Here is a 21,985-nt window from a genome sequence, read left to right on the forward strand (position 1 = left end):
CGGCAAGCCGGGGGAGTTCCTTTATTATTAGAACGTGCGGTCGAGACGGACGAAGCCATCCCAGAATTCTTCAGCAGCGCCCGAAGTGTCGTTGTAGTTCGCGGTAACCTTGGCAGTGAAGCCCGGAACGATCGTGTAATCGACCGTTACGCCAGCGCGCCAAGCGTCGTCGCCCGTGAATTCGCCGTCAGCGTCAACTTCAGAATTCCAGACGTAGGTACCGCCGGGAGTGATCGTCAGCTTGTCGGAGACCTTGAAAGCGTACGAAGCAGCGAGAGCCCATTCACCACGGTTGAAGTAGGCGTTGTCGAAGTTCGCATCGCCCACACCGCTCGACCAGATGGCGAGAGCCTGCAGGGTGCCCGGGCCGACCGGAGCCGAGATGAGAGCGCGAACTGCACCGTTTTCAGCGCTGAAGTCATAAGCACCGAGAAGGTCGAAAGCTACGCCGCCGAACTTGGTCGTTACGATAGCTTCGAGACCGACGTTCTGGCCACCAAGACCCTGAAGACGCGACAGTTCGTCAACCTGGACACCAGCGGTGAAGGCGCTACCCGTGTAGAAGTAGCCGACAGACTGCATGCGGGTGTTCTGGGTACCGGAGTTCCAATCGGACTCGCCGTTGATACCCTTATCCCAAGGGTTGTAGTAACGACCGACCTTGAAACCACCGAGCTGGATGTAAGCTTCGTTGATGTAGGCGGCGTTGGAGCTGCCGTTGGACGTGTAACCAACGTCCTGGTTGGCTTCGAAACGAACCGAAGCAACCGAGGTCAGCGTGCCAAGCTCAGTGTCCGACTTCGCGGTGAAGTCGAGCTGAACGCGCGACCAGGTATCCCAGTCGGTGTCGTTGAAGGAGTTTACGTCCTGACCGATATCAGCCTGGAAACGGACATAACCGCCGATCTTGAGGCAGGTTTCGGTGCCCGGGATGTAGAAGTAGCCGGTGCCGAAAGCGTCGCAAACGCGAACGTATTCCATGGGCTCCGGTTCAGCAGCTACGATGGCGTCAGCTGCCTGAGCGCCGGAGACTGCTGCGAGGGCAGCAGCGGAGCCGAGAAGAAGGCTCTTGATGTTCATTTTTGACCTCCAGTCAAAGTTTCGTATGGGTCTGGGTTCTTTTGGCTGAAGGACAGCGTTCCCTGCCCCATCCCCGTCGATTGCTAGAAGAAGGACGATCCACCGCCTCGCTTCCGGATTTGAAAATACAAGACGGGGAGGGTCATGCAATCTGGAACTTCAATCGGGCGCCCTTCCGGTACCCGCTTCCCCCAAGTCTGTTGCCGAAAGGACACAAAGCCGGGGACTGGCTTAGGTGGTATTTTACACTTTGTTAAGAAAGGGCTTATCTGGCAGCCACTTAGCGCCTCGGGAAAGCTCCGGAAGGGAATCACCTCACCCGTCACGCGGCGCGACTGCGCGGTCCTGCGGGCAAAGCGTAAAGGTCGATCAGAACGGGATTGGATTTCAGGATTGGGCGGGCGTTTCGAGCCTGGAATGGCGGAGAAGATGGGATTCGAACCCACGATACCCTCTCGGGTATACTCCCTTAGCAGGGGAGCGCCTTCGACCACTCGGCCACCTCTCCGGTCGGGCCTGATTATTGGGAAACGATATCGATGGCAAGGTCTTTTATGGAAATGTCATGCGATTCCACCGGCAAAGACACACGAATCGCAACAAGTGATTCCATTCCCGCAGCTTCGGTGATTCTCAGTAGCCCGAACGCTGCCTGCTGACGCCGCCGCCCCGGCCGTAACGGCCGGCCAGTGATCGCAACGCGCCCGAAAATTCGGTGACATCGGCGCCGACGGCCACGAAGCTCGCGCCGAGATCGAGATAATGGCGGTTCAGGGTTTCGCTGAACGTCAGGATTCCGGCCGCCTTGCCGGATTTCACGATCGTGCCGATCGCCTTCTCGATCACCTCCTGGACCTCCGGGGCCTCCATGCGGCCGAGATAACCCATGTCGGCCGAAAGATCGGCCGGGCCGATGAAGACGCCGTCGATGCCGTCCACCGCGGCGATGTTCTCCAGGTCGCGGATCGAGGCCATGGTCTCGGCCTGGACGATCAGGCAGATTTCGTCGGCGGCCGTCTCGGCATAGTCGGCAATGGCGTTGAAGCCGGAGGCGCGGGCGACGGCGGCACCGACGCCGCGCACGCCGCGTGGCGGATAATGCACGGCCCGGACGAGTTCCCGCGCCTGCTCGGCCGAATCGACCATCGGCACCAGCAGCGTGCGGGCACCGATGTCGAGCATCTGCTTGATGACCCAGGTCTCGCCGATCGGCGGCCGCACGACCACTTCCGAAGGCGAGGTGGCAAGCGCCTGCAATTGCGCGAGAATGCTGCGCAGGTCGTTCGGCCCGTGCTCGCCGTCGATCACCAGCCAGTCGAAACCGGCATGGCCGGCGATCTCGGCGGTCAGCGCCTCGCCCATGTTCAGCCAGAGACCGATCTGCGGCTGGCGGGCTTCGAGCGCCGCCTTGAAGTGATTCTTCGGAGACGGCATGGCGTTTCCCTTCAGGAGAGGAGCTGTTTCAGGTCGGCGGACGGATCGGCGAGGACGGCGCGGCTCGGTTCGATGCCGGTGTCGAGCAGCTTCTTGCCGCTTACATAGGCCTTGGCGTCGTTGATCGCGTCGACGGCGATGAAGCGGCCCTCACGGAAATACCAGATCGACAGGCTGCCTTCGCGGGCACCCTTGCGCACCAGCGTCTCGTCATACCCCATGTTGAAGCCGGCGATCTGCAGCTTCACATCGTACTGGTCGGACCAGAACCAGGGCTTTGCGTCATAGGGCGCGGAGCCGCCGGCAAGGATCGCTGCGGCGGCTTCCGCCTGGTCGACGGCGTTTTGTACCGATTCGAGACGGATGCGCTCGCCCTTCCAGGGCAGCATGGCGCAGTCGCCCATGGCGAAGATCGACGGATCCGAGGTGCGGACGAACTCGTCGACGATCACGCCATTACCGACTTCGAGGCCGCATTGCTGAGCCAGATCGTCGTTCGGCTTCACGCCGATGCCGACGATGACGAAATCGACCTCGATCGTGCTGCCGTCGGAAAGCTCGGCGGCGCGCACGTGTTTCCCTTCGGGGCCGCTTCCACCGATCAGGCGGTGCAGGCCGGTCTTTTCGCGGATGACCACGCCATGGCTGCCGTGAATGGCGCGCATCACGTCGGCGGTCTCCTTTGCAGCGACGCGCTGGAGGATGCGGTCGGCCATTTCGATCAACGTCACTTCGAGGCCGAGATGGCGGGCGACGGCGGCCGCTTCGAGGCCGATATAACCGCCGCCTATAATAAGGAGCCGTCGGCCCGGTTTCATCTCGACGGCGAGCAGGTCGGCATCGCGCTTGTCGCGCACGGTGAAGACGCCGTCGAGATCGCCGCCGACACTTGCCGGAAGCGTGCGCGGCGTCGAGCCGGTGGCGAGCGCCAGGGTGTCGTATTCCAGCACGGCACCGTCCTGCATGCGGACTGACTTCGCCTTGCGGTCGATCTCCTCGACATAGGTCGAGAGCAGAAGCTCGACATCGTTTTCGGCAAACCAGGTTTCGGGCCGGAAGGTCAGCCGCTCGAACTCCATTTCACCGAGCAGATATTTCTTGGAGAGCGGCGGGCGCTGGTAGGGGATCACGTTTTCGGAACCGATGATCGTGATCGGCCGTGCATCCTTCAGAGCCCGGAGCTTTGCAGCGAGCGCGAAACCCGCCTGGCCCGCACCGATTATCACCAACCTGCCCGTCACGTCTCGCTCCCCACACCGATCATGGTTTCGTTGATAGCACCACTCGTCCGATCGCAAGGGGTATCCCCGCGACACCGGTCCGTCAACAACGCGACATGGCCGATTACGCGCGATGAGTTGGCAGCTGTCCCACACGGAAAGGAAAAACCGCCTCTACAGCGTGAAAACTCCGGATTTGCCCTCAATATCCCTGCCTATCCGTCGCATTTTATCATTCCGTTTCAGAATGTGTCAGCGCAGGAGGAATATAGTCACAGAGTAGGAATGAAAACGGGAGGGTGTCATGCCCTTGAATATGAACCAGGACACCAGAAAAGACGGCCCGCGCGACCAGGCCTTCGAGAAGTTCACGATCGACCGCCCCGGCAAGGTCATCCTGGTCGGCCATCATCTCAGCACCAAAACCAGCTTCCGCTGCCTGATCCGCAGCATCTCGCTCTACGGTGCGGAAATCGAGGTGGGCCCGACGCTGCCGATGCCCAACAACTTCTTCCTCGAAATCCTCGGCATCCACGACGATATCGGATGCACGGTGATCCGCCGCGAAGAAGAGAAGGTCACCGTCGGCTTCAACATGCTGATCGACGCCGAGTTTCTGCACCACGTGATCCGGCTGAGCTTCGAGACGAGTCATTGACCGGCAGATAGTCCCGCGGCCGGGGGGCCGTTTTCTCCCGCCGCTCATGGCCGCCGCTCGTCAGCCGCGCCAGAAACGGCACGGCCCACAGCAGCCCGGCCCATTCGGCCCCCTCGAGGGGATCGGCCATCGGATGCCGCTGCCCGTTCAGGCAGCGCCTGTCCTTTCCCTTGTTCAGCTGTTCCCAAAGTCTCACCCAGTTGAGAAGCATGGCGGTCACTCCATCTATGATGCGATGCCATCGAGCTAGTGATTTGCCGCGGGCCTTGTAGACGCGCCGGCGAAAGCCGCTTTTCATCCATGAACGATGGGAAGATCACCGGTGAAACGATAGGGTGCCTGACATGACGGACGCGGGCTGGGACGATCTCAAACTGTTCCTGCATGTGGCGAGCGAAGGGGCCTTGAGCGGTGCCGCCGCCCGCACGGGCCTCAGTGCCCCGACGATCGGCCGGCGGATGCTGGCGCTCGAGCGGGCAACCGGCCGGACCCTGTTCGTGCGCAGCCAGCAGGGCTATCGGCTGGCGCCGGATGGCGAAACGCTGCTCGAACATGTCCGCGCCATGCAAAAGACGGCCGACAGCATCGCCGGCTGGAAGGCGCAGGCCTTTGCCCTGCCGATCGTTTCGATCGGCGCCGACGCATGGCTTTCCGGTTTCGTCAGCGACCATACGTCCGAGATTCGAGGCAAGCAGGACCGGTTCCGGCTCTGCTGCAAATCGCTGCACAAGGGGGTCGATTTCACCTATCGCGAAACGGATGTCGGGATCGTCGGTCAAAGGCCTGAATCCGGCAATGTGGCGACCCGCCGCTCGGTCACTGTCGCACACTGTATATATAGAGTGGACAGGCTTGCCGAAGACGAGGCCATGCCGTGGGTTTCGATCGGCACCGAAAGCTCCCATTCGCCGGCCGACAAATGGGTGTTTCAGCAGCACGAGGCTGATATCCGCACCTGGACCAATTCCCCGGAACTGCTGCTGCGGCTGATTGCAAGCGGCAACGGGCGCGGCGTGCTGCCGTGCTTCATTGGCGATTCCGTTCCCGGCCTGGTACGCGAGGGCGGAATCATCGCAGAGCTCACCTACACAATGTGGATCGTTGCCAATGACGACGACCGGCACCGGCCGGAGGTACGTCAGGTCATCGAAAGGCTCGGCGCGCTCTTCAAACGGGAGGCGAAAAGATTTAGCGGCGATGAAGCCTAATCGAGCTCAAGCGGACTTGCATGCCGGTGAATCGATCCTATTGTGTGCCGGTTTTAAAAGAACCGGAACTGAAGTCCATGCCTGCATTTTTGCGCTTTACACCGCTGATCAGCGCCCTTCCCGCCACCGTCCCCTTCGTCGGACCCGAGGCCATCGAGCGCAATCGCGGTCTCATGGTGAAAGCGCGCATCGGCGCCAATGAAAACGGCTTCGGCCCTGCGCCTTCCGTCATCGAAGCGATCAGCGCCTCAGCGGCCAGCACCTGGAAATATGCGGATCCGGAGAATTTCGAACTGAAGCAGGCGCTCGCCACGCATCTGGGCTGTCAGGTGAACAACATCGCCGTCGGCGAAGGCATAGACAGCCTGCTTGGGCTGATCGTCCGGATGGTGATCGAGCCGGGCATGCCCGTCGTCACCTCGTTCGGCGCCTACCCCACGTTCAACTTCCATGTGGCCGGCCATGGCGGCCGGCTGGTGACGGTGCCTTACGTCGATGACCGCGAAAGCCTCGACGGGTTGTTGGAAGCCGTGCGCCGCGAAAACGCGCCGCTGGTCTATTTCGCCAATCCGGACAATCCGATGGGAAGCTGGTGGGATGCCGACAGCATCGTCGCTTTTGCCAAGGCGCTGCCGGAAACCTGCCTGATGATTCTCGACGAGGCCTATTGCGAGACCGGCCCGGCCGGCGCGACGCCCGATATCGCCGCCCTGATCGACCGGCCGAACATCATCCGCACCCGGACCTTCTCGAAGGCCTACGGCATGGCCGGCTCGCGGGTGGGTTACGCGATCTCGACGCCCGGCACTGCCGAGGCCTTCGACAAGATCCGCAATCACTTCGGCATGAACCGGATCGGTGTTGCCTCGGCACTTGCGGCGCTGAAAGACCAGGCCTACCTCTCCCAGGTGATCGGGTGGATCAAGGCCTCGCGGGACCGGATTTCCGCCATCGCTGAAACCAATGGCCTGAAGCCGCTGGCGTCCGCCACCAATTTCGTGGCGATCGATTGCGGCCGCGACGGCGCCTATGCGCGCTCGATCGTCGATGGGCTGATGGAACACGGAGTTTTCATCCGCATGCCGGGTGTCGCGCAGCTCAACCGCTGCATCCGCGTCAGCACGGGTCCGGAATCAGACATGGCGCTTTTCGAGGAAGCGCTGCCGAAGGTGCTGAAGAGCCTATAGGCTATACGCAAAACGACCGCGCCGGCCTTGTTCCTGCCGGTCGCGGTCTCAATTTCAGGCGGTCGTCCCCGTCCAGACCCGACCGTCCTGTCTCCCGATCCCCTTTGGGGCTGTTTTTTGGATTGTTCTCCCGCCGGCCCTCTTGCGGGGCCAGTCAATTCGTCGACCACGGCGCTCCTTCAGGAGCTCAGTGCATGGTCATCCATTCGCGAGCGGCGCGGAGTGCGGCGGCCAGCTGCATCTTGCTCATCGTCTGTGCGAGGTCGGCGCGCAGTTCTGCGGCGCGGTCGGAGCCCTTGATCGCGGCGATGTTGAGCCATTTGTGAGCGGAAACGAGATCGACGTCGCAACCACGGCCGGTCGCATACATCAGGCCCATTTCGCAGAAAGTGTCGGCGCGGGTTTCGCCACCCATGGTGGCCATTCCGGAATTGTTCATTTCAAAGCGTGCCATCGGTTTGATCCCTGTTAAAGCCTGTTGTTCGTCGTCTGCCCTGTTTCATGCCCTTTCGGGCTCCGTCCGGATCACCGTCTTCAAGCGGCTGTTTCGATCCTTCCGGCCGGCGGTTTTTCCCGCTCGTTTGATGACTTCACTATGCGCCCAACCTTCCAAAAGACGCCTAAAAAGCATGATTAATTCAACGAAAACAAAGATAAAACACTTCGTAAACTTGAGCTTTTGTTAAACATGGGATGCCTTGCATTTTAAGGATTTTGCGGCGATTTTTACGAAAAGTTTAGAAAACGATTTAAACCGATCGCTAACTACGAATACGGTTCGGTTCGGCGAACCCCGCCCCCGGCTGTGAAAACCCAGCCCTCCCGGTCACCTGAAATTCAGCCATATCGACCCACATTCATATTTACCTTTACGTGTGCGTAAGATAATTTCAGCGCAAGTTCGTACAGAGGGGTGCGAACTGGAGGAAACCGCGCTGTCTGTCTGCTCTCAAGGAGCTCAGCGGCGGAAGCGAAGGAGGAAGACAATCATGATGCGCAGAGTGATGCTTGTTGCAGTGCTGGCACTTGCCGCGACCGGAGCCCGAGCCGCAGAGCCGATCGAAGGCAGTTGGAAGACCGCGAGCGGCGAGACCGCCGTGATCGGCAAATGCGGCACCGCCTATTGCGTGACGCTGAAGACCGGCAAACATTCGGGCAAGCAGATCGGCAAGCTCTCCGGCAAGGACGGCGAATATAGCGGCGAGATCACCGACCCCGCGGAGGATAAGACCTATAGCGGGTCCGGCTCGGTCAGCGGCAATTCGCTCAAGATGAAAGGCTGCGTTCTCGCCATCCTTTGCAAGTCGCAGACCTGGACGCGCCTCTAAGCCGATCGCCCAAATATCGTCCCGTACAAGAAGTGCAGAAATGGCCGCGCCGGCAACGGCACGGTCATTTTTCGTTTCCAACCGTCAAGAGGTGCCCGAATATTTTGCTGCGCCGCATCAAGAAAAGGCAATTTGATCACGCAAACGGCATCGATTTTGGGCGTAAAAATTCGCAGAGTTTCAATGTCACAGTTTTGTGAAAAACTTGAATACCCCTTGAACACGGTTTAAGCCACACAAAAGCCGCTAAAATGACATAATGTCCGGAAAATTGCACGCACTCCGTGCAAGCCGTTCCATAACCACATATCCTGTTGATTCTGCTGATTAATTATCTTAACAAATCGTAACCTAATCGATTTATTCGTGGCTTTTCTCGAGAACTGGCCACTATACACTCCCATTACGTGCATTTTTTCCCGGCCGTTTTCGCTGTCAACGTTTCGTTGACAGCAGTCGCCGAAATGAGGGCTTTCGGATCGAACCGATCGGTCCGATATCAGCATCGCAAACAGAAATTCACTCTGGTTCGACCCAAGACCGAACCGAACATAACCCAAGGATAAAGACAATGACCAAGATCACTTCCGCATTCGCAGCAGCCCTTATCGCTTCCGCCTCGTTCGCTTCCGTCGCCCTCGCTGAAGGCGACTATTATGAAGGTGCCTCCAAGGCCTCCGCTACCGTCGACCACGTTCAGACCGGCAGCATTGCTCAGGATCAACAGAACCAGATCCCCGCTTCGATCGGCCGCGGCGACTATTATGAAGGCGCAAACCGCCCGAACTAATCGCAGCTCATTCAAGATACCGAACAACAATCCGCAGGCCAGGTCGCAAACTTTGAAGCCGCGGAACACTCTGAAAGGACTACCACAATGACCAGGATCACTTCCGCTATCGCCGCTGCCTTGATCGCTTCGGCCTCCTTCGCCACCGCCGCCCTTGCTGAAGGCAACTACTACGAAGGCGTTACTCCGCCGTCGGCCGGCCAGCAGCACCCGGCAACACATCAGAAGGCTCAGGGTTCGGCCAGCTACGGCTACACGGGCTCGGTCTCCAACGCTCAGGGTTCGAACCAGTCCTTCGACGGCACGGTCACCCTGAACCGTGGCGACTATTACGAAGGCGCAGTTCGTCCGAACTAACCGCAACACATCGAAACAATCGTCCGCAGGCCAGGTCGCAAACTAAGAGCCTCGGACAACTCTGAAGGGACTACCACAATGACCAAGATCACTTCCGCATTCGCCGCCGCCCTTATCGCTTCGGCTTCCTTCGCTTCCGTAGCTCTCGCTGAAGGCGACTATTACGAAGGCGCCGCCAAGGCTTCCGCTACCGTCGACCACGTTCAGACCGGCAGCATCGACCAGAATGTTGATGCCCAGAAGGCCGACGTCAACAGCGGCGACTATTTCGACGGCGCAAACCGCCCGAACTAACAGCAACTCATCAAGATACCGAACAACGATCCGCAGGCCAGGTCGCAAACTTTGAAGCCGCGGAACACTCTGAAAGGACTACCACAATGACCAGGATCACTTCCGCTATCGCCGCAGCCTTCATCGCTTCGGCTTCCTTCGCCACCGCCGTCCTTGCTGACGAAGGCGACTATTACGAAGGCGCACAGCCCACCCAGCAGGCTCAGTCCGTCCATGGCGCTCGCGTCGACAGCTTCGGCTATACCGGTTCGATCGCTCGCGCCCATGGTTCTGCCCAGTCGAGCCAGTCGTTCGACGGCACGGTCACCCTGAACCGTGGCGACTACTACGAAGGCGCAGTTCGTCCGAACTAACCGCCTCCTATTCAAGATACCCCACATATGTCCGCAGGACGGGTCGCAAACTCACTGCCGCGGGCAACTCTGAAAGGCACAAGACAATGACAAAGATCACTTCCGCCCTCGCCGCAGCCCTGATCGCTTCGGTTTCGTTCGCCGGTGCAGCACTTGCTGAAGGCGACTATTACCAGGGCACCCAGAAGACCGGGCCCGCCACATCCATCGATCGCCTGAACACCGGCAGCATCGATCGTCAGGACGGCAAGCTTCCGTTCAACAATGGCGGTGGCCGCGATAACCGCGCTTCCGATCTGGACAGCGGCGACTACTACAGCGGCGTCAACCGCCCGAACTAACGCCTAAGTTCGTTCGCCATCGATAGCCGCACAGAGCCTTGCCCGGTGCGGGATCAAACAGACAGCAAACATACGGAAAAAATGAAATACCAGCCGCGCGAGCGGCTGGTATTCGCAGTTCATTCAAGACACCGATTGGAAAGACGGGTCGCAATCGTCTTTCCGGTGCGTGATGGCCGGACTCTGAAACCAGCCATCGAGTTCAAGATTAAGTGAAGCTTTTCCACGAATCAATCACGTTGATGCTCTTCTTCGTGAGATTTCCTGCATTTGGCCCTGCGCAGCCGGTTTCCCGCAATATTACAGACTTTTCTGGCGTTCAGAAAAAACCGGGAGTTGGCATGTCCGCCCCATTTCTATTGGAACGATCCTCCCTTCCAGGGATTTGTAGCTCGGACGGAGCGATGAACCTATCGCTTCGCACCATGAAAACAGATGGAAAGGACTGGAAAATGAAAACCTATCTCACTTCCGGTATTGCCGCTCTTATCATTTCGGCCGGTTTCGCCGGTGCCGCCGCAGCACAAAATGCGGTCTATTCGGACCCGGACGGCCTGCCTCATTCGCCGCCGACCATCCAGCAGGATCGCGGTCAGGATCGCGGTCAGGGCGTGGACACCATGTCGACCGGCAGCATCTATCCGAGCGCCGGCTACATGTACAACAACAACGCGAGCGGCAACGCCGATCTCGATGGTGGACAGGACGAAGGCGACTACTACGACGGTACGTTGCGTCCGCATAACTAAGCAGTTGCTTCAAGATACCGCATCCCGCGCAGGTCGCAACGACGCACGGGATGACCTCTCCACCGACAGACCAATTTGAAGCCGGCCCTCGTGGCCGGCTTTTTTCATGGATGCCGTCTCTGGGGGCGCGGCTACGCCTCGGCGAGCGGATGTTACCGCCGACGGCGTCATGAACGATTTTCGTCGCACCGCCCGCCCATTCGGCGTTAACCATTCTGAACCCTGGATGAAACTCTCTCTCAGGACGCATTCAGCCCCGCGCCTTTATTCTGCCGTCATTGGCTTTGGGGAGAGAACCATGACCATCCTTGCACGCCGCCTGACAATCGTGACGCTGATCATGACCATTTTCGCATTCGCCTTTGCGGCACTCGTGGCCGTTCCGGCGCGCAACGATCTGCGCGTGCATCTTGGCACCGGGGTGCCCTGCTATCATCCCGCCACGCCGAACTGCGTCGCGGCCCTTTGAAAAGTCCAGGTGTTCAATCGGCGGGAGCGTTTCAACGTCGTTTGATTGTTATCGAGTTCTCTCTATAATAGCGCATGAACACACGAATCTTTTCCTTGACCCCGCTTTCCTTCATCAGCCCAAGCCCGGTAGAGCCGCGCGCATTCGACAATCCGGTCGAGGCGGTCGACGCCCTGACCGAACTTTACGAACGCAATACGAAATTCCTGATCGACGCGTTTGGGGCGCTTGCCGATGGTGCGGCCGTGACCGGCCGCTACCGTGCCTGCTATCCGCAGGTCAGCATCGAGACGACCTCCTTTGGCCACGCCGACTCGCGCCTGTCCTACGGCCATGTCTCGTCGCCCGGCGTCTATACGACGACGATCACGCGGCCGAAGCTGTTCCGGCATTACCTGAAAGAACAGCTCGGCCTCCTGATGCGCAACCACAGCGTTCCGGTGACGATTTCGGAATCGACAACACCGATCCCGCTGCATTTCGCCTTCAGCGAAGGCGCACATGTCGAAGCATCCGCGACCAGTTCGCTCGCCGACATCTCGCTGCGCGACCTCTTCGACACGCCGGATCTCAACAACACCGACGACCTGATAGCCAACGGCGAATACGACCAGGTGCCCGGAGAGCCGGCGCCGCTTGCGCCGTTCACCGCGCAGCGCATCGACTATTCGCTCGCCCGCCTCAGCCACTATACGGCGACCAGCGCGGATCATTTCCAGAACTTCGTGCTGTTCACGAACTATCAGTTCTACATCGACGAATTCGCCGCCTGGGCGCGCGAGATGATGGCCAGGGGTGGCGACGGCTATACGGCCTTCGTCGAGCCCGGCAACCTCGTTACCCTTGCGGGCAGCGACAAGCCGGAAACCGACGCCGTCGTGCGCATGCCGCAGATGCCGGCCTATCACCTGAAGAAAAAGGGCCATGCGGGCATCACGCTCGTCAATATCGGCGTCGGGCCTTCGAACGCGAAAACGATCACCGACCATATCGCCGTGCTGCGACCGCATGCCTGGCTGATGGTCGGCCATTGCGCCGGCCTGCGCAACAGCCAACGCCTCGGCGACTATGTGCTGGCGCATGCCTATGTGCGCGAGGACCACGTGCTCGACGACGACCTGCCTGTGTGGATCCCGATCCCCGCCCTTGCCGAAGTGCAGCAGGCGCTCGAAAGCGCCGTCGAGGAGGTCACCGGCTACCAGGGCTTCGAGCTGAAGCGGATCATGCGCACCGGCACGGTCGCGACCATCGACAACCGTAACTGGGAACTGCGCGACCAGCGCGGACCGGTGAAGCGGCTCTCCCAGTCAAGGGCAATCGCCCTCGACATGGAATCGGCGACGATCGCCGCCAACGGGTTCCGCTTCCGCGTGCCCTACGGAACGCTGCTCTGCGTCTCCGACCGGCCGCTGCATGGCGAACTGAAACTGCCCGGCATGGCGACCGCCTTCTACCGCACCCAGGTCAGCCAGCACCTGCAGATCGGCATCCGCGCCGTGCAGAAACTCGCGGCCATGCCGACCGAGACGCTGCATTCACGCAAGCTGAGAAGCTTTTATGAGACGGCGTTTCAGTGACATCGCCCTGATTTAGGACTATATTCTGGTGTCTCCGGAGGGCTCCAGATGCGAATGTCCTTAAATCTCGACGATGAACTGCTAAACGAAGCGAAGGAAATTACCGGTTTGCCGACCACGGCGACCGTAGAAGAGATACTTCGTCGATTCGTCACGAATGAACGCCAGCGTCGAGCTCTGAGCGAACTTTCCGGCCTGGGCTGGGACGGTCCGCATCACAGCCGACCGACCTTTGAGACATTGGCGTCCGAATTTCGGGCCTTGACCGCGGATCGTCTTCACACGCCTTCAGAAGTGTTGATGCGTGAGGGACGCGGGGAACGGTGACAACGTTCGTCGTCGACGCAAGCGTCGTCATCAAATGGGTGGTCCAGGAAGAGGGAACCCCTGAGGCGCTGTCGCTACTCCAGGCTAACACGCTGGTTGCTCCGGAATTGATCCTCACCGAATGCGCCAACATCCTCTGGAAGAAGTCGCGGCGCGGCGAGCTTTCCGCTGCTGAGGCGCATTTTGCCGCAAGGCTCATCGAAGGCTCGGTCCTGCAATTGCGGGAAATGCTGCCGTCTTTCACGTCCAGCGTCGAATTGGCAATCAAACTCGATCATCCGGCTTATGACTGCATCTATCTGGCGCTTGCGCTCAAGGAGGACATTCGCTTCGTCACCGCAGATGAAAGCCTTGTTCGGAAGCTGCGCCAAAGCTCTGAAGCGGAACTCCGGGACGTGGCGATATCGCTGAGCGAATTGGCTTAACTGCGATGATGTGTCGGCCTCGCCACCAGCAATGACAGCGCCGTCCCCACCAGCGACGAGACGATCACCAGGAGATGCGCATTGACGGCCGCCTGGCCGAGTTCCTCCAGGGGCAGTCCGGCGGTGCCGGCACCGAAGGCGACGGCGCCGGCGGTGATGCCGGCGGGATAGGTGCCGACGCCGGCGGGGGCGTGGACCGGAAGCACCGAAGAGAGTTCGCCGCCGAGGGCGCCGCCGAAACTTGCGGCGATCGAGAGGTCACCCAAAAGGCCGAGGACCCAGGCGAGAACGGCGATCTTGGTGAACCAGTTGATCAGCGTCGCGCCCCAGGCACGGGCGAAGGCCTTCGCATCGAGCGGCAGGCCAGCTTTGATCTCGTCGAGCAGTTTTTTCGCCTTGTTCGGCAGGATCTTGGCCGCAAACCGGAAGGCCGGGCCGCGCAGCGCGAAGGCGATTGCCGGCAGGATGAGGAAGGCGAGCCAGAGCGCCCAGGCCCAGAGTTTCCCTGTCTGCAGCGCCAGCCCGGTGCCGGCGGCGGCGAGCAGGGCGTGCAGGTCGAAAAGCCGCATGACCAACAGCGCTGCGGTGCTGCGCGCAACGCCCAGGCCGAATTCGCGCTTCATCAGCAGCGGAAAGCTCGCCTCGCCGGTGCGGAAGGGCAGCATGATGTTCAAGAGGTTATGAACCTGGACGAGCCGCAGCAGCGTGCCGAACCGGCCGCCGGTCTCGGCCGGGAAATAGTCGTAGATGCGCCAGGTTCTAAGGACATAGGTGCCGAGCAGCAGCACCAGCGCTACCGCCGCCGAGCCCCAGCCGGCGCTGCTCCACAGCGACACGACGCTCTGCCAGCCCCAGACCCATTGGATGAACACGGCGTAGAGGGCGATGATCGCCAACGTTGCGAGCGTCATCGCGTGGCGAATTATCCATGCCCGGCTGGCAACCGGAGAATTCTTCATATAGTAGGGTGCCCCATGTGATATTTCGGGTTTTGCCGCCATCGAGGCGCGCCGTTTCAAGCCCGTGGTTTAGGAGAAACGCAAGGTGCGTACAACAGCAGAGTCGGTGACGGGCCTCATCGAGACGGCCGAGCCGATCGAACTGTCCCTCGTCGTGCCCCTCTTCAACGAAGAAGAAAGCGTCGGCCCGCTGATCGAGCGGATCTGCGCGGCGATGGACGGTTACGCCACGACCTGGGAACTCATTCTCGTCGACGACGGCAGCACGGATGCGACGATCGCCAATGCCCGCGAAGCGCTCAATCGGCCGGGCCTCGACCTCAAAATCGTCGCGCTGCAGCGCAATTTCGGCCAGACGGCCGCCATGCAGGCCGGCATCAACCAGGCGGAAGGCCGGCTGATCGCCACGCTCGACGGCGACCTGCAGAACGACCCGAAGGACATTCCCGGCATGGTGGCCGAGCTGGAGCGGCGCGAGCTGGATCTGCTCGTCGGCTGGCGCAAGAACCGACAGGACGGCCTGTTGATGCGCAAGGTGCCGTCCTTCATCGCCAATCGGCTGATCGGCCGGATTACCGGCGTGCGGCTGCACGACTATGGCTGCTCGCTGAAGATTTATCGCGGTTCGGTCATCAGGCAGGTCAAGCTGATGGGCGAGATGCACCGCTTCATTCCGGCCTGGGTGGCCGGCGTGGTGCCGAGTTCGCGGATCGGCGAAATGCCGGTGACCCACCATGCGCGCCAGCACGGCGTTTCCAAATACGGGATTTCCCGCACCTTCCGGGTGATTCTCGATCTGCTGTCGGTGATGTTCTTCATGCGCTTCAAGGCGCGGCCGGGGCATTTCTTCGGCTCGCTCGGCCTCGGGCTCGGGGCGCTGTCGGCGATCATCCTGTTTTACCTGTTCATCGACAAGTTCGTCATGGGCAACGACATCGGCACCCGGCCGCTGTTCCTCATCGGCGTCATGCTGTTCCTGTCAGCGGTGCAGATGATCACCACCGGCATTCTCGCCGAAATGATCGCCCGCACCTATTACCGGGAAGATACCGCCCTCAGCTACATCGTCAGGGAAGTCTATGAGGGCGATGCGGCGCATCACTGACGCGCTTGCACGCCGTCCCGACCTCATCCTCTGGCTGATCGCCGCATATTATGTGCTCGCGGTCATCCTTCGGGTGCTGCGATCGGAGGCGCTCGAAAGCGACGAGGCAGAACAGCTCTACCAGTCGCAGTTCCTGTTGATGGGCTACGGCCGTCAGCCGCCGTTCTACAACTGGCTGCAATACGGCGTCGTGCACCTGATCGGCCCGTCGGTTTTTGCGATCTCGCTCGTCAAGAACCTGCTGCTTTTCCTCACCTGCGCGGTCTACGGGCTCGCGGCGCGGATCCTGCTCAAGGACCGACGCCTCGTCGCCGTCGCCATGATCGGCGTGATCGCCATGCCGGCGGTCAGCGTCATGGCGCAACGGGACCTGACGCATGCCATCGCTACGCTGTTTGCCGTCGCGCTGTTCTTCTACGGTTTCCTCAGGACGCTGACGCGGCCAACCCTTTGGACCTACCTGCTCACCGGCATCGCGGTCGGGTTCGGGCTGATCGCCAAGTATAATTTCGTCATCGTGCCCGTCGCGGCGATCCTGGCCATCCTGCCGGAGCCGGATTTGCGCAGGCGCATTCTCGACTGGCGGCTTATCCCGGCGCTTGCCGTCACAGCGATGATCTGCCTGCCGCATGGGCTTTGGGTGCTCGGAAACCTGGGTGAAGCCACGGCCGGGACGATCAAGGCGATGCGGGAGGATGCTTCGGGCAACCCCATCCTCGACCGGCTTTCCGGCATCGGCACGCTTTTCCTTGCTATATTGACCGGCGGACTGCCGGTGCTCGCCTTTTTCCTGATCGCCTTCCGGCGGACGCTGGTCGATGCATGGCGGGCGACGAACCAATGGACGCGGGTGATCGGCCGGACGCTCGTCATCTGCCTGATTGCCGTCGGGCTGATCGGGCTCGGTTTCGGCGCCACCAGCATCAGCGAAAAATGGCTGTCGCCCTTCCTGGTTCTGCTGCCGCTCTATCTGTGCCTGAAGCTTGAGGCGGCCAATGCGGATACGAGCCGCAGCATCCCGCGGCTGCTGTTTCCAGTGGCTGTGCTGGCGCTCGGCTTCGTCGTCTATGTCGCGCTCGGCAATGTCATCGGCCCGATATTCCGCGATTATACCAAGGAAAACCTGCCGTCCGGGCCGTTCATCAGACAGGTGGTGGCGGAGCATGCCGATACCAAGCCGGCCTACGTGATGACCGACGATCCCTATCTTGCCGCCAGCGCCCGGCTGGAACTGCCGCAGGCTCGCGTGCTGCTGCAGAGTTTCGGGCAGACGCCGCCGCTCGGCGAGGCGGAGAGACGCCAGCCGGGGCTGATCATCTGGCAGGGCGGTGGTGAAACGCTCGATGCTCTCAAGCCATATCTGCAGGCGAACGGCGTTGCAGCGGAAGGTTTGGCGCCGGCGACCAAGACCGTGCCCTATCTCTTCTCCGGCGGGCGGGACAGCGTCGCGTTCGGGTATGCGTGGGTGGAGCCAGGCAGATAGAGATCGGCGGCAGGCTCCCTCTCCCCCCTTGCGGGGGAGATTGACTCGCGGTGGCGGCTCAGTCCCTTACTGTGTCCCGCAGATGGTCCAACGCGGCGCGTAGCTTTTCGATCACCTCATCCACTTCCGAACGGCTGATCGTCAGCGCCGGCGAAGCCAGCATGCGGTCGCCGGTGGCGCGCAGGATGAGGCCGTTTTCGACGCAGTGATTGCGCACCAGCGAGCCGATATCGTCTGGCTTGGCATAACGGCGGCGGGTGGATTTGTCGGCGGCTAGTTGCAGGCCACCGATCAGGCCGACGCTTTCGGCCTGGCCGACGACCGCATGGTCCTCGAGGCTCTTCCAGGCCGCGGCGAAATAGGGGCCGATATCGTCGCGGACGCGCTCGACGAGCCCCTCCTCCTCGATGATTCGGATGTTTTCCAGGGCCGCGGCAGCCGCAACCGGGTGACCGGAATAGGTGAAGCCGTGGTAGAAATCGCCCAGCTCCTCGACCATCACGTTGGCGACGCGGTCGCTGACCAGCACGCCGCCGATCGGCAGGTAACCGGAGGACAGGCCCTTGGCGATCGGGGCCAGATCCGGCTCGAAGCCGAAATGCTGGTGGCCGAACCAGTGCCCAAGCCGGCCGAAGCCGCAGATCACCTCGTCGGAAACCAACAGGACGTTACGCGCCTTGCAGATGCGGGCGATTTCCGGCCAATAGGTTTCCGGAGGAATGATAACGCCCCCTGCCCCCTGGATCGGCTCGGCGACGAAGGCGGCGACGCGGTCTTCTCCGAGTTCGTCGATCTTCGCCTCCAGCTCGCGGGCGACCTTCAGGCCGAATTCGGCTGGCGAAAGATCGCCGCCCTCCGCATACCAATAGGGCTGGTTGATGTGGTGGATGCCTTCGATCGGCAGATTGCCCTGTTCGTGCATCAGCTTCATGCCGCCGAGCGAGGCGCCGGCGACGGTCGAGCCGTGATAGGCGTTCCTGCGGGCGATGACCAAGGTCTTTTCCGGCTTGCCCAAAGCCTTCCAGTAGACCCGCGCCATGCGGAACCACGTGTCGGTCGCCTCCGAGCCGGAATTGGTGAAGAAGACGCGCTTCAGGTTTTCGCCGGCATGGGAGGCGATCTTCTGGGCGAGCAGCGCCGCCGGCTCGGTCGTGGTGCCGAAGAAGGTGTTGTAATAGGGCAGTTCCTGCATCTGCCTATAGGCGGCATCGGCGATCGACTTGCGGCCGTAACCGACATTGACGCACCAGAGGCCGGCAAAGGCATCGAGATATTTCCTGCCCGCCGAATCGTAGATATGGACGCCCTCGGCGCGCTGGATGACCCGCGCGCCCTTGGCGTTCAGCTGCTTCATGTCCGAGAACGGATGCAGGTGATGGGCGGCGTCGATGGCGGCGAGATTGGAAAGTGGCGGCATATCGGTCATGACTGTCTCTCTGCCTCAGATTGTGCCGTCAATTCTTATCGGTTACGAACAGAGTTCCGCAACACCCGTCAAAAGACATTCCTCATGGCCCTAGAGACCGCACCGCCCCGCATCGAAATCCTGCTCGTCGGCATGAACGGCGACCTGCGCGGCAAACAGATCCCGATCGAGGCCGAAAAGAAGGTCTGGGACGGCACGGTGCGCCTGCCCTCCTCCACCCAATCGCTGGATATCTGGGGCGACGACAATGACGACATTACCGGCCTGTCGCTATCGGTCGGCGATCCCGACGGCCTGTGCATTCCCGATAAGCGTAGCCTTGCACCGATGCCATGGGCGCCGGAAGGGTCGAAGCAGGTTCTCTCGACCATGCACGAATTCGATGGCACGCCTTCCTTCATGGATCCCCGCGCCATCCTCGCAGCCCTTCTCAAGCGCTTCGACGAACGTGGTCTCACGCCGGTCGTGGCGACCGAGCTCGAATTCTACGTGATCGAGGACGACTGGCGCGAGACCGGAAGGCCGCGCCCGCCGGCCAGCCTCATGTATCGCGGCGAGCCGAACGGTTTCCAGCTCTACGACATGAGGGCGGTCGATGCGCTCGACGACTATCTGCAGACTGTGCGGGCCTGGGCCAAGGCTCAAGGGCTGCCGGCGGATGCGACGACCGCGGAATTCGGCCCCGGCCAGTTCGAGATCAATCTTCTCCACCGCGCCGATGCACTGGCGGCGGCAGACGACTGCATCTATCTCAAGCGCATCGCCGAACAGGCGGCGAAGAAACATGGGCTGAAATCCACCTGCATGGCAAAACCCTATGCGGAGCATGCGGGTTCTGGCCTGCATGTGCATGCGAGCATCATCGACCGAGACGGCAACAATGTGCTGGATGCCAGGGGTGGCGATCCGGTGCGGCTGAAATCCGTCTGCGCCGCAATGTTGAAGACGATGCGCGACGCGCAACTGATCTTCGCTCCGTTTGCCAATTCCTACCGCCGATTCCAGCCGGGATCCTTCGCGCCGGTCGATATCGACTGGGGCTACGGTCATAGGGGGACTGCGGTGCGCATTCCGGACGCCCATGGGCCCGCCGCCCGCATCGAACACCGCGTCGCCGGTGCCGACGTCAATCCATACCTGCTGCTGACCGCCATTCTCGGCGGCGTGCTTTTAGGATTGGACGAAACATTAGACCCGGGTCCTGCGACCGAACCGGGCAAGGAGCCGCCGGCCGGCACGAAAAAGCTGACGCACGATTTCCTGACGGCGGTCGAGGAGTTTTCCGCCTCGCCCTTCATCGCCGACGTTTTTGGGGCACGCTACCAGAAGCTCTATGGCGATACGAAGCGCAAGGAGGCGATCACCTACCTGCGCACGGTCTCGGATTTCGACTACCAGACCTATCTGCCGCGGATCTAGGATTTAGGCCTATGCCTTTTTCATCCATGGGGCGTAGAGAATGTCTTTGACATCAATAAACATGTAGACGTCGCCCGGTTTGAAGCCGAATGCCTGACTCCAGGCCGCAGTATAGGAACCGAGTTCCGCGTTGAGCTCACCTAGGGCCGTCCCCTCCCCGGTCTTGGCGGCGTTGATCTCCTCCTGCTCCAAAGCTTCCATCAGGTCGCTATAGGTGCTGTTGCCCTCGCTGTCGGGAATGAAGACGATGATGCCGCTCTTGTCCTCGAACCTTACCGAAAGCTCGATCTCGTCCTCGGTGAAACGCTCGCGGTTCTTGACGATCATCTGGGGAAGCACGATGGCGAACAAATTTTCGCGTGAGATGGCGCCGTCGTAGGCCTCCTGCTGCTGCTTCACCAGCTGCATGAATTGCCACCCGTTTTCGGAGATCAGCTGCTTCAGCGTCTGCTTGACGCTCAGGTCGGTGACCTTGAACTGATCCGAGTCGATGAACTCCATCGCCTCGACGGCCAGCTCGCCCTTGGCGTCCAGTTCCATGAAGGCGGCGCTCACCGCGAAGGCGGCCTTCAGTGTCTCCTTGGCGGGTTCGCCGGTAATGCCGTTCGCCATGAGGACGAGATCGGCCTTCTTTTCCTCGGTCTTGTCTTCCTCATTTTCGACAGGCTGGGCGTTCGCCTGCTGAAGAATCAGCAGAGCCCCAGGTTGAACGGCGGAGATGGAAGTCATGCCGGCCCTCGTCCGCGACGCACCTCCCTTGATGGGCATTGCCGCGATTTGTCGGGCGCTTCATGGCCAGACTAACCAATGATTCTATCAATGGTTGAAAATCTAATACTCTCCATTTAACGAGATATGAACGCGCGGATGCAAGAGGTTGCATTGCAGGCTTAGAACTCGCTCAAATCCCGCCGCCGCCCCGTTCCCCCGGTCGGTTGACCAGCGCATCGGCCGCACACCATCGATGTTTAAGCGAAAGTTTCAGCCTATCTTAAATTCATGGAGCCTAAGGAAGCCGGATATTTGAAGTCTTGCGGCACATCCGATGCGTATTGTTATCGCCAAGTCACTGCTTACCGGACTTTTGTCCCTACTCGCATCTCTGGCCCTGTCGTTTGCCTTCGTTCCGATGCTGGGAGGGGAAGTGGCCGGAGCCGGCCTGGTGATGACCATCGTTTGTCCGCTTGCCATCTCCATTCCCGCCTCGGCCGTGCTTTTCAGCCAGTCGGAGCGAGTTCGACGGGCGGAGGCCGCGGCCTCCGAAGCACTCGCAAAACTGGCCACCGCCTACGAGGAACTTCACAGGCAGTCCCGCCACGACGGATTGACCGGGCTGTTGAACCGCAGCGCCTTCATGGAGGAACTGCAGACCTTCAGCCGGGAGGGCGTAACCGGGGCCCTTATTTTCCTGGATCTCGACCATTTCAAATCGATCAACGATCGCCACGGTCATGCAATCGGTGACGAGGTCCTTCGCCGCACCGGGCAGATACTGGCTACCTATCAAGGGCAATTCCATATCGCGGGTCGCCTCGGAGGCGAAGAATTCGCGCTCTTTCAAGGTGGCCTGACTGTCGATGAGATGTTGAGGGGGTGCGAGGATATCCGAGAACTCATCGAAGGCATGGAGGTACGCTCCGCCTCACGATCGAGCGTTCCGGTGTCGGCCAGCATAGGAGTTATCCACTGTGCTTCGGGCTTCGATCCTCATGAATGCCTCAGAGCCGCCGATGTAAATCTATACGAGGCAAAATCGCTCGGGCGAAATCGGGTCGTTTCATCCATCTGAAGCGTCG

25 protein-coding genes and 1 tRNA gene are annotated in these 21,985 nt (G+C 60.7%); 18 read left to right on the plus strand and 8 right to left on the minus strand.

Features of this window, described 5'->3' with window-relative positions:
- Window positions 1-27: 27 nt before the first annotated feature.
- The 4 genes from GQ59_RS10690 to GQ59_RS10705 all read right to left on the minus strand — a co-directional run bounded on the left by GQ59_RS10690 (window position 28) and on the right by GQ59_RS10705 (window position 3,755).
- The gene (locus tag GQ59_RS10690) at window positions 28-1,080 is read right to left on the minus strand and encodes a porin (RefSeq protein WP_037080928.1); all 1,053 of its coding nucleotides are present in this window, start codon (window positions 1,078-1,080) and stop codon (window positions 28-30) included.
- Window positions 1,081-1,498: 418 nt separating this feature from the next.
- Window positions 1,499-1,588: transfer RNA gene (locus tag GQ59_RS10695), tRNA-Ser, on the minus strand.
- Window positions 1,589-1,713: 125 nt separating this feature from the next.
- A complete protein-coding gene (locus tag GQ59_RS10700) occupies window positions 1,714-2,514 on the minus strand; it encodes an aldolase/citrate lyase family protein (RefSeq protein ID WP_037080929.1) in 801 nt (266 codons plus the stop codon).
- Between the two features lie 11 nt (window positions 2,515-2,525).
- Window positions 2,526-3,755, minus strand: a complete 1,230-nt coding sequence (locus GQ59_RS10705; protein WP_037080930.1) for an NAD(P)/FAD-dependent oxidoreductase — start codon at window positions 3,753-3,755, stop codon at window positions 2,526-2,528.
- Between the two features lie 283 nt (window positions 3,756-4,038).
- Between GQ59_RS10705 and GQ59_RS10710 the strand changes: the two genes are divergently transcribed.
- The 3 genes from GQ59_RS10710 (at window position 4,039) to GQ59_RS10720 (ending at window position 6,787) form a co-directional block, all read left to right on the plus strand.
- Entirely contained in the window at window positions 4,039-4,392 is a 354-nt protein-coding gene (locus GQ59_RS10710; protein ID WP_084683116.1) for a PilZ domain-containing protein, read from the plus strand.
- A 344-nt stretch (window positions 4,393-4,736) separates the two neighbouring features.
- The gene (locus GQ59_RS10715; protein ID WP_037080931.1) at window positions 4,737-5,600 is read left to right on the plus strand and encodes a LysR family transcriptional regulator; all 864 of its coding nucleotides are present in this window, start codon (window positions 4,737-4,739) and stop codon (window positions 5,598-5,600) included.
- Between the two features lie 77 nt (window positions 5,601-5,677).
- Window positions 5,678-6,787 (plus strand): pyridoxal phosphate-dependent aminotransferase, encoded by a 1,110-nt coding sequence (locus tag GQ59_RS10720; protein WP_037080933.1) that lies wholly within the window; start codon window positions 5,678-5,680, stop codon window positions 6,785-6,787.
- Between the two features lie 187 nt (window positions 6,788-6,974).
- Here GQ59_RS10720 and GQ59_RS10725 read toward each other — a convergent pair whose 3' ends face one another.
- Window positions 6,975-7,241, minus strand: coding sequence for a sel1 repeat family protein (locus tag GQ59_RS10725; protein WP_007758903.1), 267 nt, complete (start codon window positions 7,239-7,241; stop codon window positions 6,975-6,977).
- A gap of 538 nt (window positions 7,242-7,779) precedes the next feature.
- Between GQ59_RS10725 and GQ59_RS10730 the strand changes: the two genes are divergently transcribed.
- From GQ59_RS10730 to GQ59_RS10775, 11 genes are all read left to right on the plus strand, one after another.
- Window positions 7,780-8,115 carry a DUF2147 domain-containing protein gene (locus tag GQ59_RS10730; protein WP_037081163.1) on the plus strand — a complete coding sequence of 112 codons (336 nt, stop codon included), beginning with the start codon at window positions 7,780-7,782 and terminating at the stop codon, window positions 8,113-8,115.
- A 571-nt stretch (window positions 8,116-8,686) separates the two neighbouring features.
- Window positions 8,687-8,905 (plus strand): hypothetical protein, encoded by a 219-nt coding sequence (locus GQ59_RS10735; RefSeq protein WP_037080935.1) that lies wholly within the window; start codon window positions 8,687-8,689, stop codon window positions 8,903-8,905.
- An 87-nt stretch (window positions 8,906-8,992) separates the two neighbouring features.
- On the plus strand, window positions 8,993-9,262 hold the full coding sequence (locus tag GQ59_RS10740; protein WP_037080937.1) for a hypothetical protein: 270 nt from the start codon (window positions 8,993-8,995) through the stop codon (window positions 9,260-9,262).
- A gap of 78 nt (window positions 9,263-9,340) precedes the next feature.
- A complete protein-coding gene (locus GQ59_RS10745; protein WP_037080938.1) occupies window positions 9,341-9,556 on the plus strand; it encodes a hypothetical protein in 216 nt (71 codons plus the stop codon).
- 86 nt (window positions 9,557-9,642) lie between these two features.
- Window positions 9,643-9,909 (plus strand): hypothetical protein, encoded by a 267-nt coding sequence (locus GQ59_RS10750; RefSeq protein WP_037080940.1) that lies wholly within the window; start codon window positions 9,643-9,645, stop codon window positions 9,907-9,909.
- Window positions 9,910-9,995: 86 nt separating this feature from the next.
- Window positions 9,996-10,250 carry a hypothetical protein gene (locus GQ59_RS10755; protein WP_037080942.1) on the plus strand — a complete coding sequence of 85 codons (255 nt, stop codon included), beginning with the start codon at window positions 9,996-9,998 and terminating at the stop codon, window positions 10,248-10,250.
- Between the two features lie 452 nt (window positions 10,251-10,702).
- A complete protein-coding gene (locus GQ59_RS10760) occupies window positions 10,703-10,999 on the plus strand; it encodes a hypothetical protein (protein ID WP_037080944.1) in 297 nt (98 codons plus the stop codon).
- Window positions 11,000-11,297: 298 nt separating this feature from the next.
- Window positions 11,298-11,468 carry a hypothetical protein gene (locus tag GQ59_RS32330; RefSeq protein WP_156376348.1) on the plus strand — a complete coding sequence of 57 codons (171 nt, stop codon included), beginning with the start codon at window positions 11,298-11,300 and terminating at the stop codon, window positions 11,466-11,468.
- 74 nt (window positions 11,469-11,542) lie between these two features.
- Window positions 11,543-13,045 carry an AMP nucleosidase gene (gene amn, locus GQ59_RS10765; protein WP_037080945.1) on the plus strand — a complete coding sequence of 501 codons (1,503 nt, stop codon included), beginning with the start codon at window positions 11,543-11,545 and terminating at the stop codon, window positions 13,043-13,045.
- Between the two features lie 54 nt (window positions 13,046-13,099).
- Entirely contained in the window at window positions 13,100-13,372 is a 273-nt protein-coding gene (locus GQ59_RS10770) for a type II toxin-antitoxin system VapB family antitoxin (protein WP_244447948.1), read from the plus strand.
- A complete protein-coding gene (locus GQ59_RS10775) occupies window positions 13,369-13,797 on the plus strand; it encodes a type II toxin-antitoxin system VapC family toxin (protein ID WP_037080949.1) in 429 nt (142 codons plus the stop codon). The genes GQ59_RS10770 and GQ59_RS10775 overlap by 4 nt, the downstream gene beginning before the upstream one ends.
- Here the strand turns inward: GQ59_RS10775 and GQ59_RS10780 are convergent.
- Window positions 13,794-14,756 carry a lysylphosphatidylglycerol synthase transmembrane domain-containing protein gene (locus tag GQ59_RS10780; RefSeq protein ID WP_037080951.1) on the minus strand — a complete coding sequence of 321 codons (963 nt, stop codon included), beginning with the start codon at window positions 14,754-14,756 and terminating at the stop codon, window positions 13,794-13,796. The genes GQ59_RS10775 and GQ59_RS10780 overlap by 4 nt on opposite strands.
- A gap of 85 nt (window positions 14,757-14,841) precedes the next feature.
- Here GQ59_RS10780 and GQ59_RS10785 point away from each other — a divergent pair, with 85 nt between their 5' ends.
- Both GQ59_RS10785 and GQ59_RS10790 read left to right on the plus strand, forming a co-directional pair.
- The gene (locus GQ59_RS10785; protein ID WP_037080953.1) at window positions 14,842-15,861 is read left to right on the plus strand and encodes a glycosyltransferase family 2 protein; all 1,020 of its coding nucleotides are present in this window, start codon (window positions 14,842-14,844) and stop codon (window positions 15,859-15,861) included.
- The gene (locus GQ59_RS10790) at window positions 15,845-17,344 is read left to right on the plus strand and encodes an ArnT family glycosyltransferase (RefSeq protein ID WP_051903899.1); all 1,500 of its coding nucleotides are present in this window, start codon (window positions 15,845-15,847) and stop codon (window positions 17,342-17,344) included. The genes GQ59_RS10785 and GQ59_RS10790 overlap by 17 nt, the downstream gene beginning before the upstream one ends.
- A 58-nt stretch (window positions 17,345-17,402) precedes the next feature.
- Here GQ59_RS10790 and GQ59_RS10795 read toward each other — a convergent pair whose 3' ends face one another.
- Window positions 17,403-18,770 carry an aspartate aminotransferase family protein gene (locus GQ59_RS10795; protein ID WP_037080954.1) on the minus strand — a complete coding sequence of 456 codons (1,368 nt, stop codon included), beginning with the start codon at window positions 18,768-18,770 and terminating at the stop codon, window positions 17,403-17,405.
- Between the two features lie 84 nt (window positions 18,771-18,854).
- Here GQ59_RS10795 and GQ59_RS10800 point away from each other — a divergent pair, with 84 nt between their 5' ends.
- Complete coding sequence (locus tag GQ59_RS10800) at window positions 18,855-20,189, plus strand: glutamine synthetase family protein (RefSeq protein ID WP_037080957.1); 1,335 nt, start codon at window positions 18,855-18,857, stop codon at window positions 20,187-20,189.
- 9 nt (window positions 20,190-20,198) lie between these two features.
- On the opposite strand, the gene GQ59_RS10805 is transcribed toward GQ59_RS10800, so the two are convergent.
- Window positions 20,199-20,918, minus strand: a complete 720-nt coding sequence (locus GQ59_RS10805) for a hypothetical protein (RefSeq protein ID WP_037080959.1) — start codon at window positions 20,916-20,918, stop codon at window positions 20,199-20,201.
- Window positions 20,919-21,234: 316 nt separating this feature from the next.
- Between GQ59_RS10805 and GQ59_RS10810 the strand changes: the two genes are divergently transcribed.
- Window positions 21,235-21,978: a GGDEF domain-containing protein gene (locus GQ59_RS10810; RefSeq protein WP_037080960.1), complete on the plus strand. Its 744-nt coding sequence runs from the start codon at window positions 21,235-21,237 to the stop codon at window positions 21,976-21,978.
- Window positions 21,979-21,985: the final 7 nt, after the last annotated feature.

Origin of the sequence: Neorhizobium vignae (assembly GCF_000732195.1) — a bacterium.
GTDB classification, from domain to species: domain Bacteria; phylum Pseudomonadota; class Alphaproteobacteria; order Rhizobiales; family Rhizobiaceae; genus Neorhizobium; species Neorhizobium vignae.

What these genes read in the sequence shown, in the direction of transcription:
- GQ59_RS10690 (WP_037080928.1), bottom strand. Translation starts at nt 1,080, where the DNA reads ATGAACATCAAGAGCCTTCTTCTCGGCTCCGCTGCTGCCCTCGCAGCA.
- GQ59_RS10780 (WP_037080951.1), bottom strand. Translation starts at nt 14,756, where the DNA reads ATGAAGAATTCTCCGGTTGCCAGCCGGGCATGGATAATTCGCCACGCG.
- GQ59_RS10730 (WP_037081163.1), top strand. Translation starts at nt 7,780, where the DNA reads ATGCGCAGAGTGATGCTTGTTGCAGTGCTGGCACTTGCCGCGACCGGA.
- GQ59_RS10810 (WP_037080960.1), top strand. Translation starts at nt 21,235, where the DNA reads ATGCGTATTGTTATCGCCAAGTCACTGCTTACCGGACTTTTGTCCCTA.
- GQ59_RS10725 (WP_007758903.1), bottom strand. Translation starts at nt 7,241, where the DNA reads ATGGCACGCTTTGAAATGAACAATTCCGGAATGGCCACCATGGGTGGC.
- GQ59_RS10795 (WP_037080954.1), bottom strand. Translation starts at nt 18,770, where the DNA reads ATGACCGATATGCCGCCACTTTCCAATCTCGCCGCCATCGACGCCGCC.
- GQ59_RS10760 (WP_037080944.1), top strand. Translation starts at nt 10,703, where the DNA reads ATGAAAACCTATCTCACTTCCGGTATTGCCGCTCTTATCATTTCGGCC.
- amn (WP_037080945.1), top strand. Translation starts at nt 11,543, where the DNA reads ATGAACACACGAATCTTTTCCTTGACCCCGCTTTCCTTCATCAGCCCA.
- GQ59_RS10790 (WP_051903899.1), top strand. Translation starts at nt 15,845, where the DNA reads ATGCGGCGCATCACTGACGCGCTTGCACGCCGTCCCGACCTCATCCTC.
- GQ59_RS10770 (WP_244447948.1), top strand. Translation starts at nt 13,100, where the DNA reads ATGTCCTTAAATCTCGACGATGAACTGCTAAACGAAGCGAAGGAAATT.
- GQ59_RS10735 (WP_037080935.1), top strand. Translation starts at nt 8,687, where the DNA reads ATGACCAAGATCACTTCCGCATTCGCAGCAGCCCTTATCGCTTCCGCC.
- GQ59_RS10710 (WP_084683116.1), top strand. Translation starts at nt 4,039, where the DNA reads ATGCCCTTGAATATGAACCAGGACACCAGAAAAGACGGCCCGCGCGAC.
- GQ59_RS10720 (WP_037080933.1), top strand. Translation starts at nt 5,678, where the DNA reads ATGCCTGCATTTTTGCGCTTTACACCGCTGATCAGCGCCCTTCCCGCC.
- GQ59_RS10715 (WP_037080931.1), top strand. Translation starts at nt 4,737, where the DNA reads ATGACGGACGCGGGCTGGGACGATCTCAAACTGTTCCTGCATGTGGCG.
- GQ59_RS10800 (WP_037080957.1), top strand. Translation starts at nt 18,855, where the DNA reads ATGGCCCTAGAGACCGCACCGCCCCGCATCGAAATCCTGCTCGTCGGC.
- GQ59_RS10750 (WP_037080940.1), top strand. Translation starts at nt 9,643, where the DNA reads ATGACCAGGATCACTTCCGCTATCGCCGCAGCCTTCATCGCTTCGGCT.
- GQ59_RS10740 (WP_037080937.1), top strand. Translation starts at nt 8,993, where the DNA reads ATGACCAGGATCACTTCCGCTATCGCCGCTGCCTTGATCGCTTCGGCC.
- GQ59_RS10805 (WP_037080959.1), bottom strand. Translation starts at nt 20,918, where the DNA reads ATGACTTCCATCTCCGCCGTTCAACCTGGGGCTCTGCTGATTCTTCAG.
- GQ59_RS32330 (WP_156376348.1), top strand. Translation starts at nt 11,298, where the DNA reads ATGACCATCCTTGCACGCCGCCTGACAATCGTGACGCTGATCATGACC.
- GQ59_RS10755 (WP_037080942.1), top strand. Translation starts at nt 9,996, where the DNA reads ATGACAAAGATCACTTCCGCCCTCGCCGCAGCCCTGATCGCTTCGGTT.
- GQ59_RS10700 (WP_037080929.1), bottom strand. Translation starts at nt 2,514, where the DNA reads ATGCCGTCTCCGAAGAATCACTTCAAGGCGGCGCTCGAAGCCCGCCAG.
- GQ59_RS10745 (WP_037080938.1), top strand. Translation starts at nt 9,341, where the DNA reads ATGACCAAGATCACTTCCGCATTCGCCGCCGCCCTTATCGCTTCGGCT.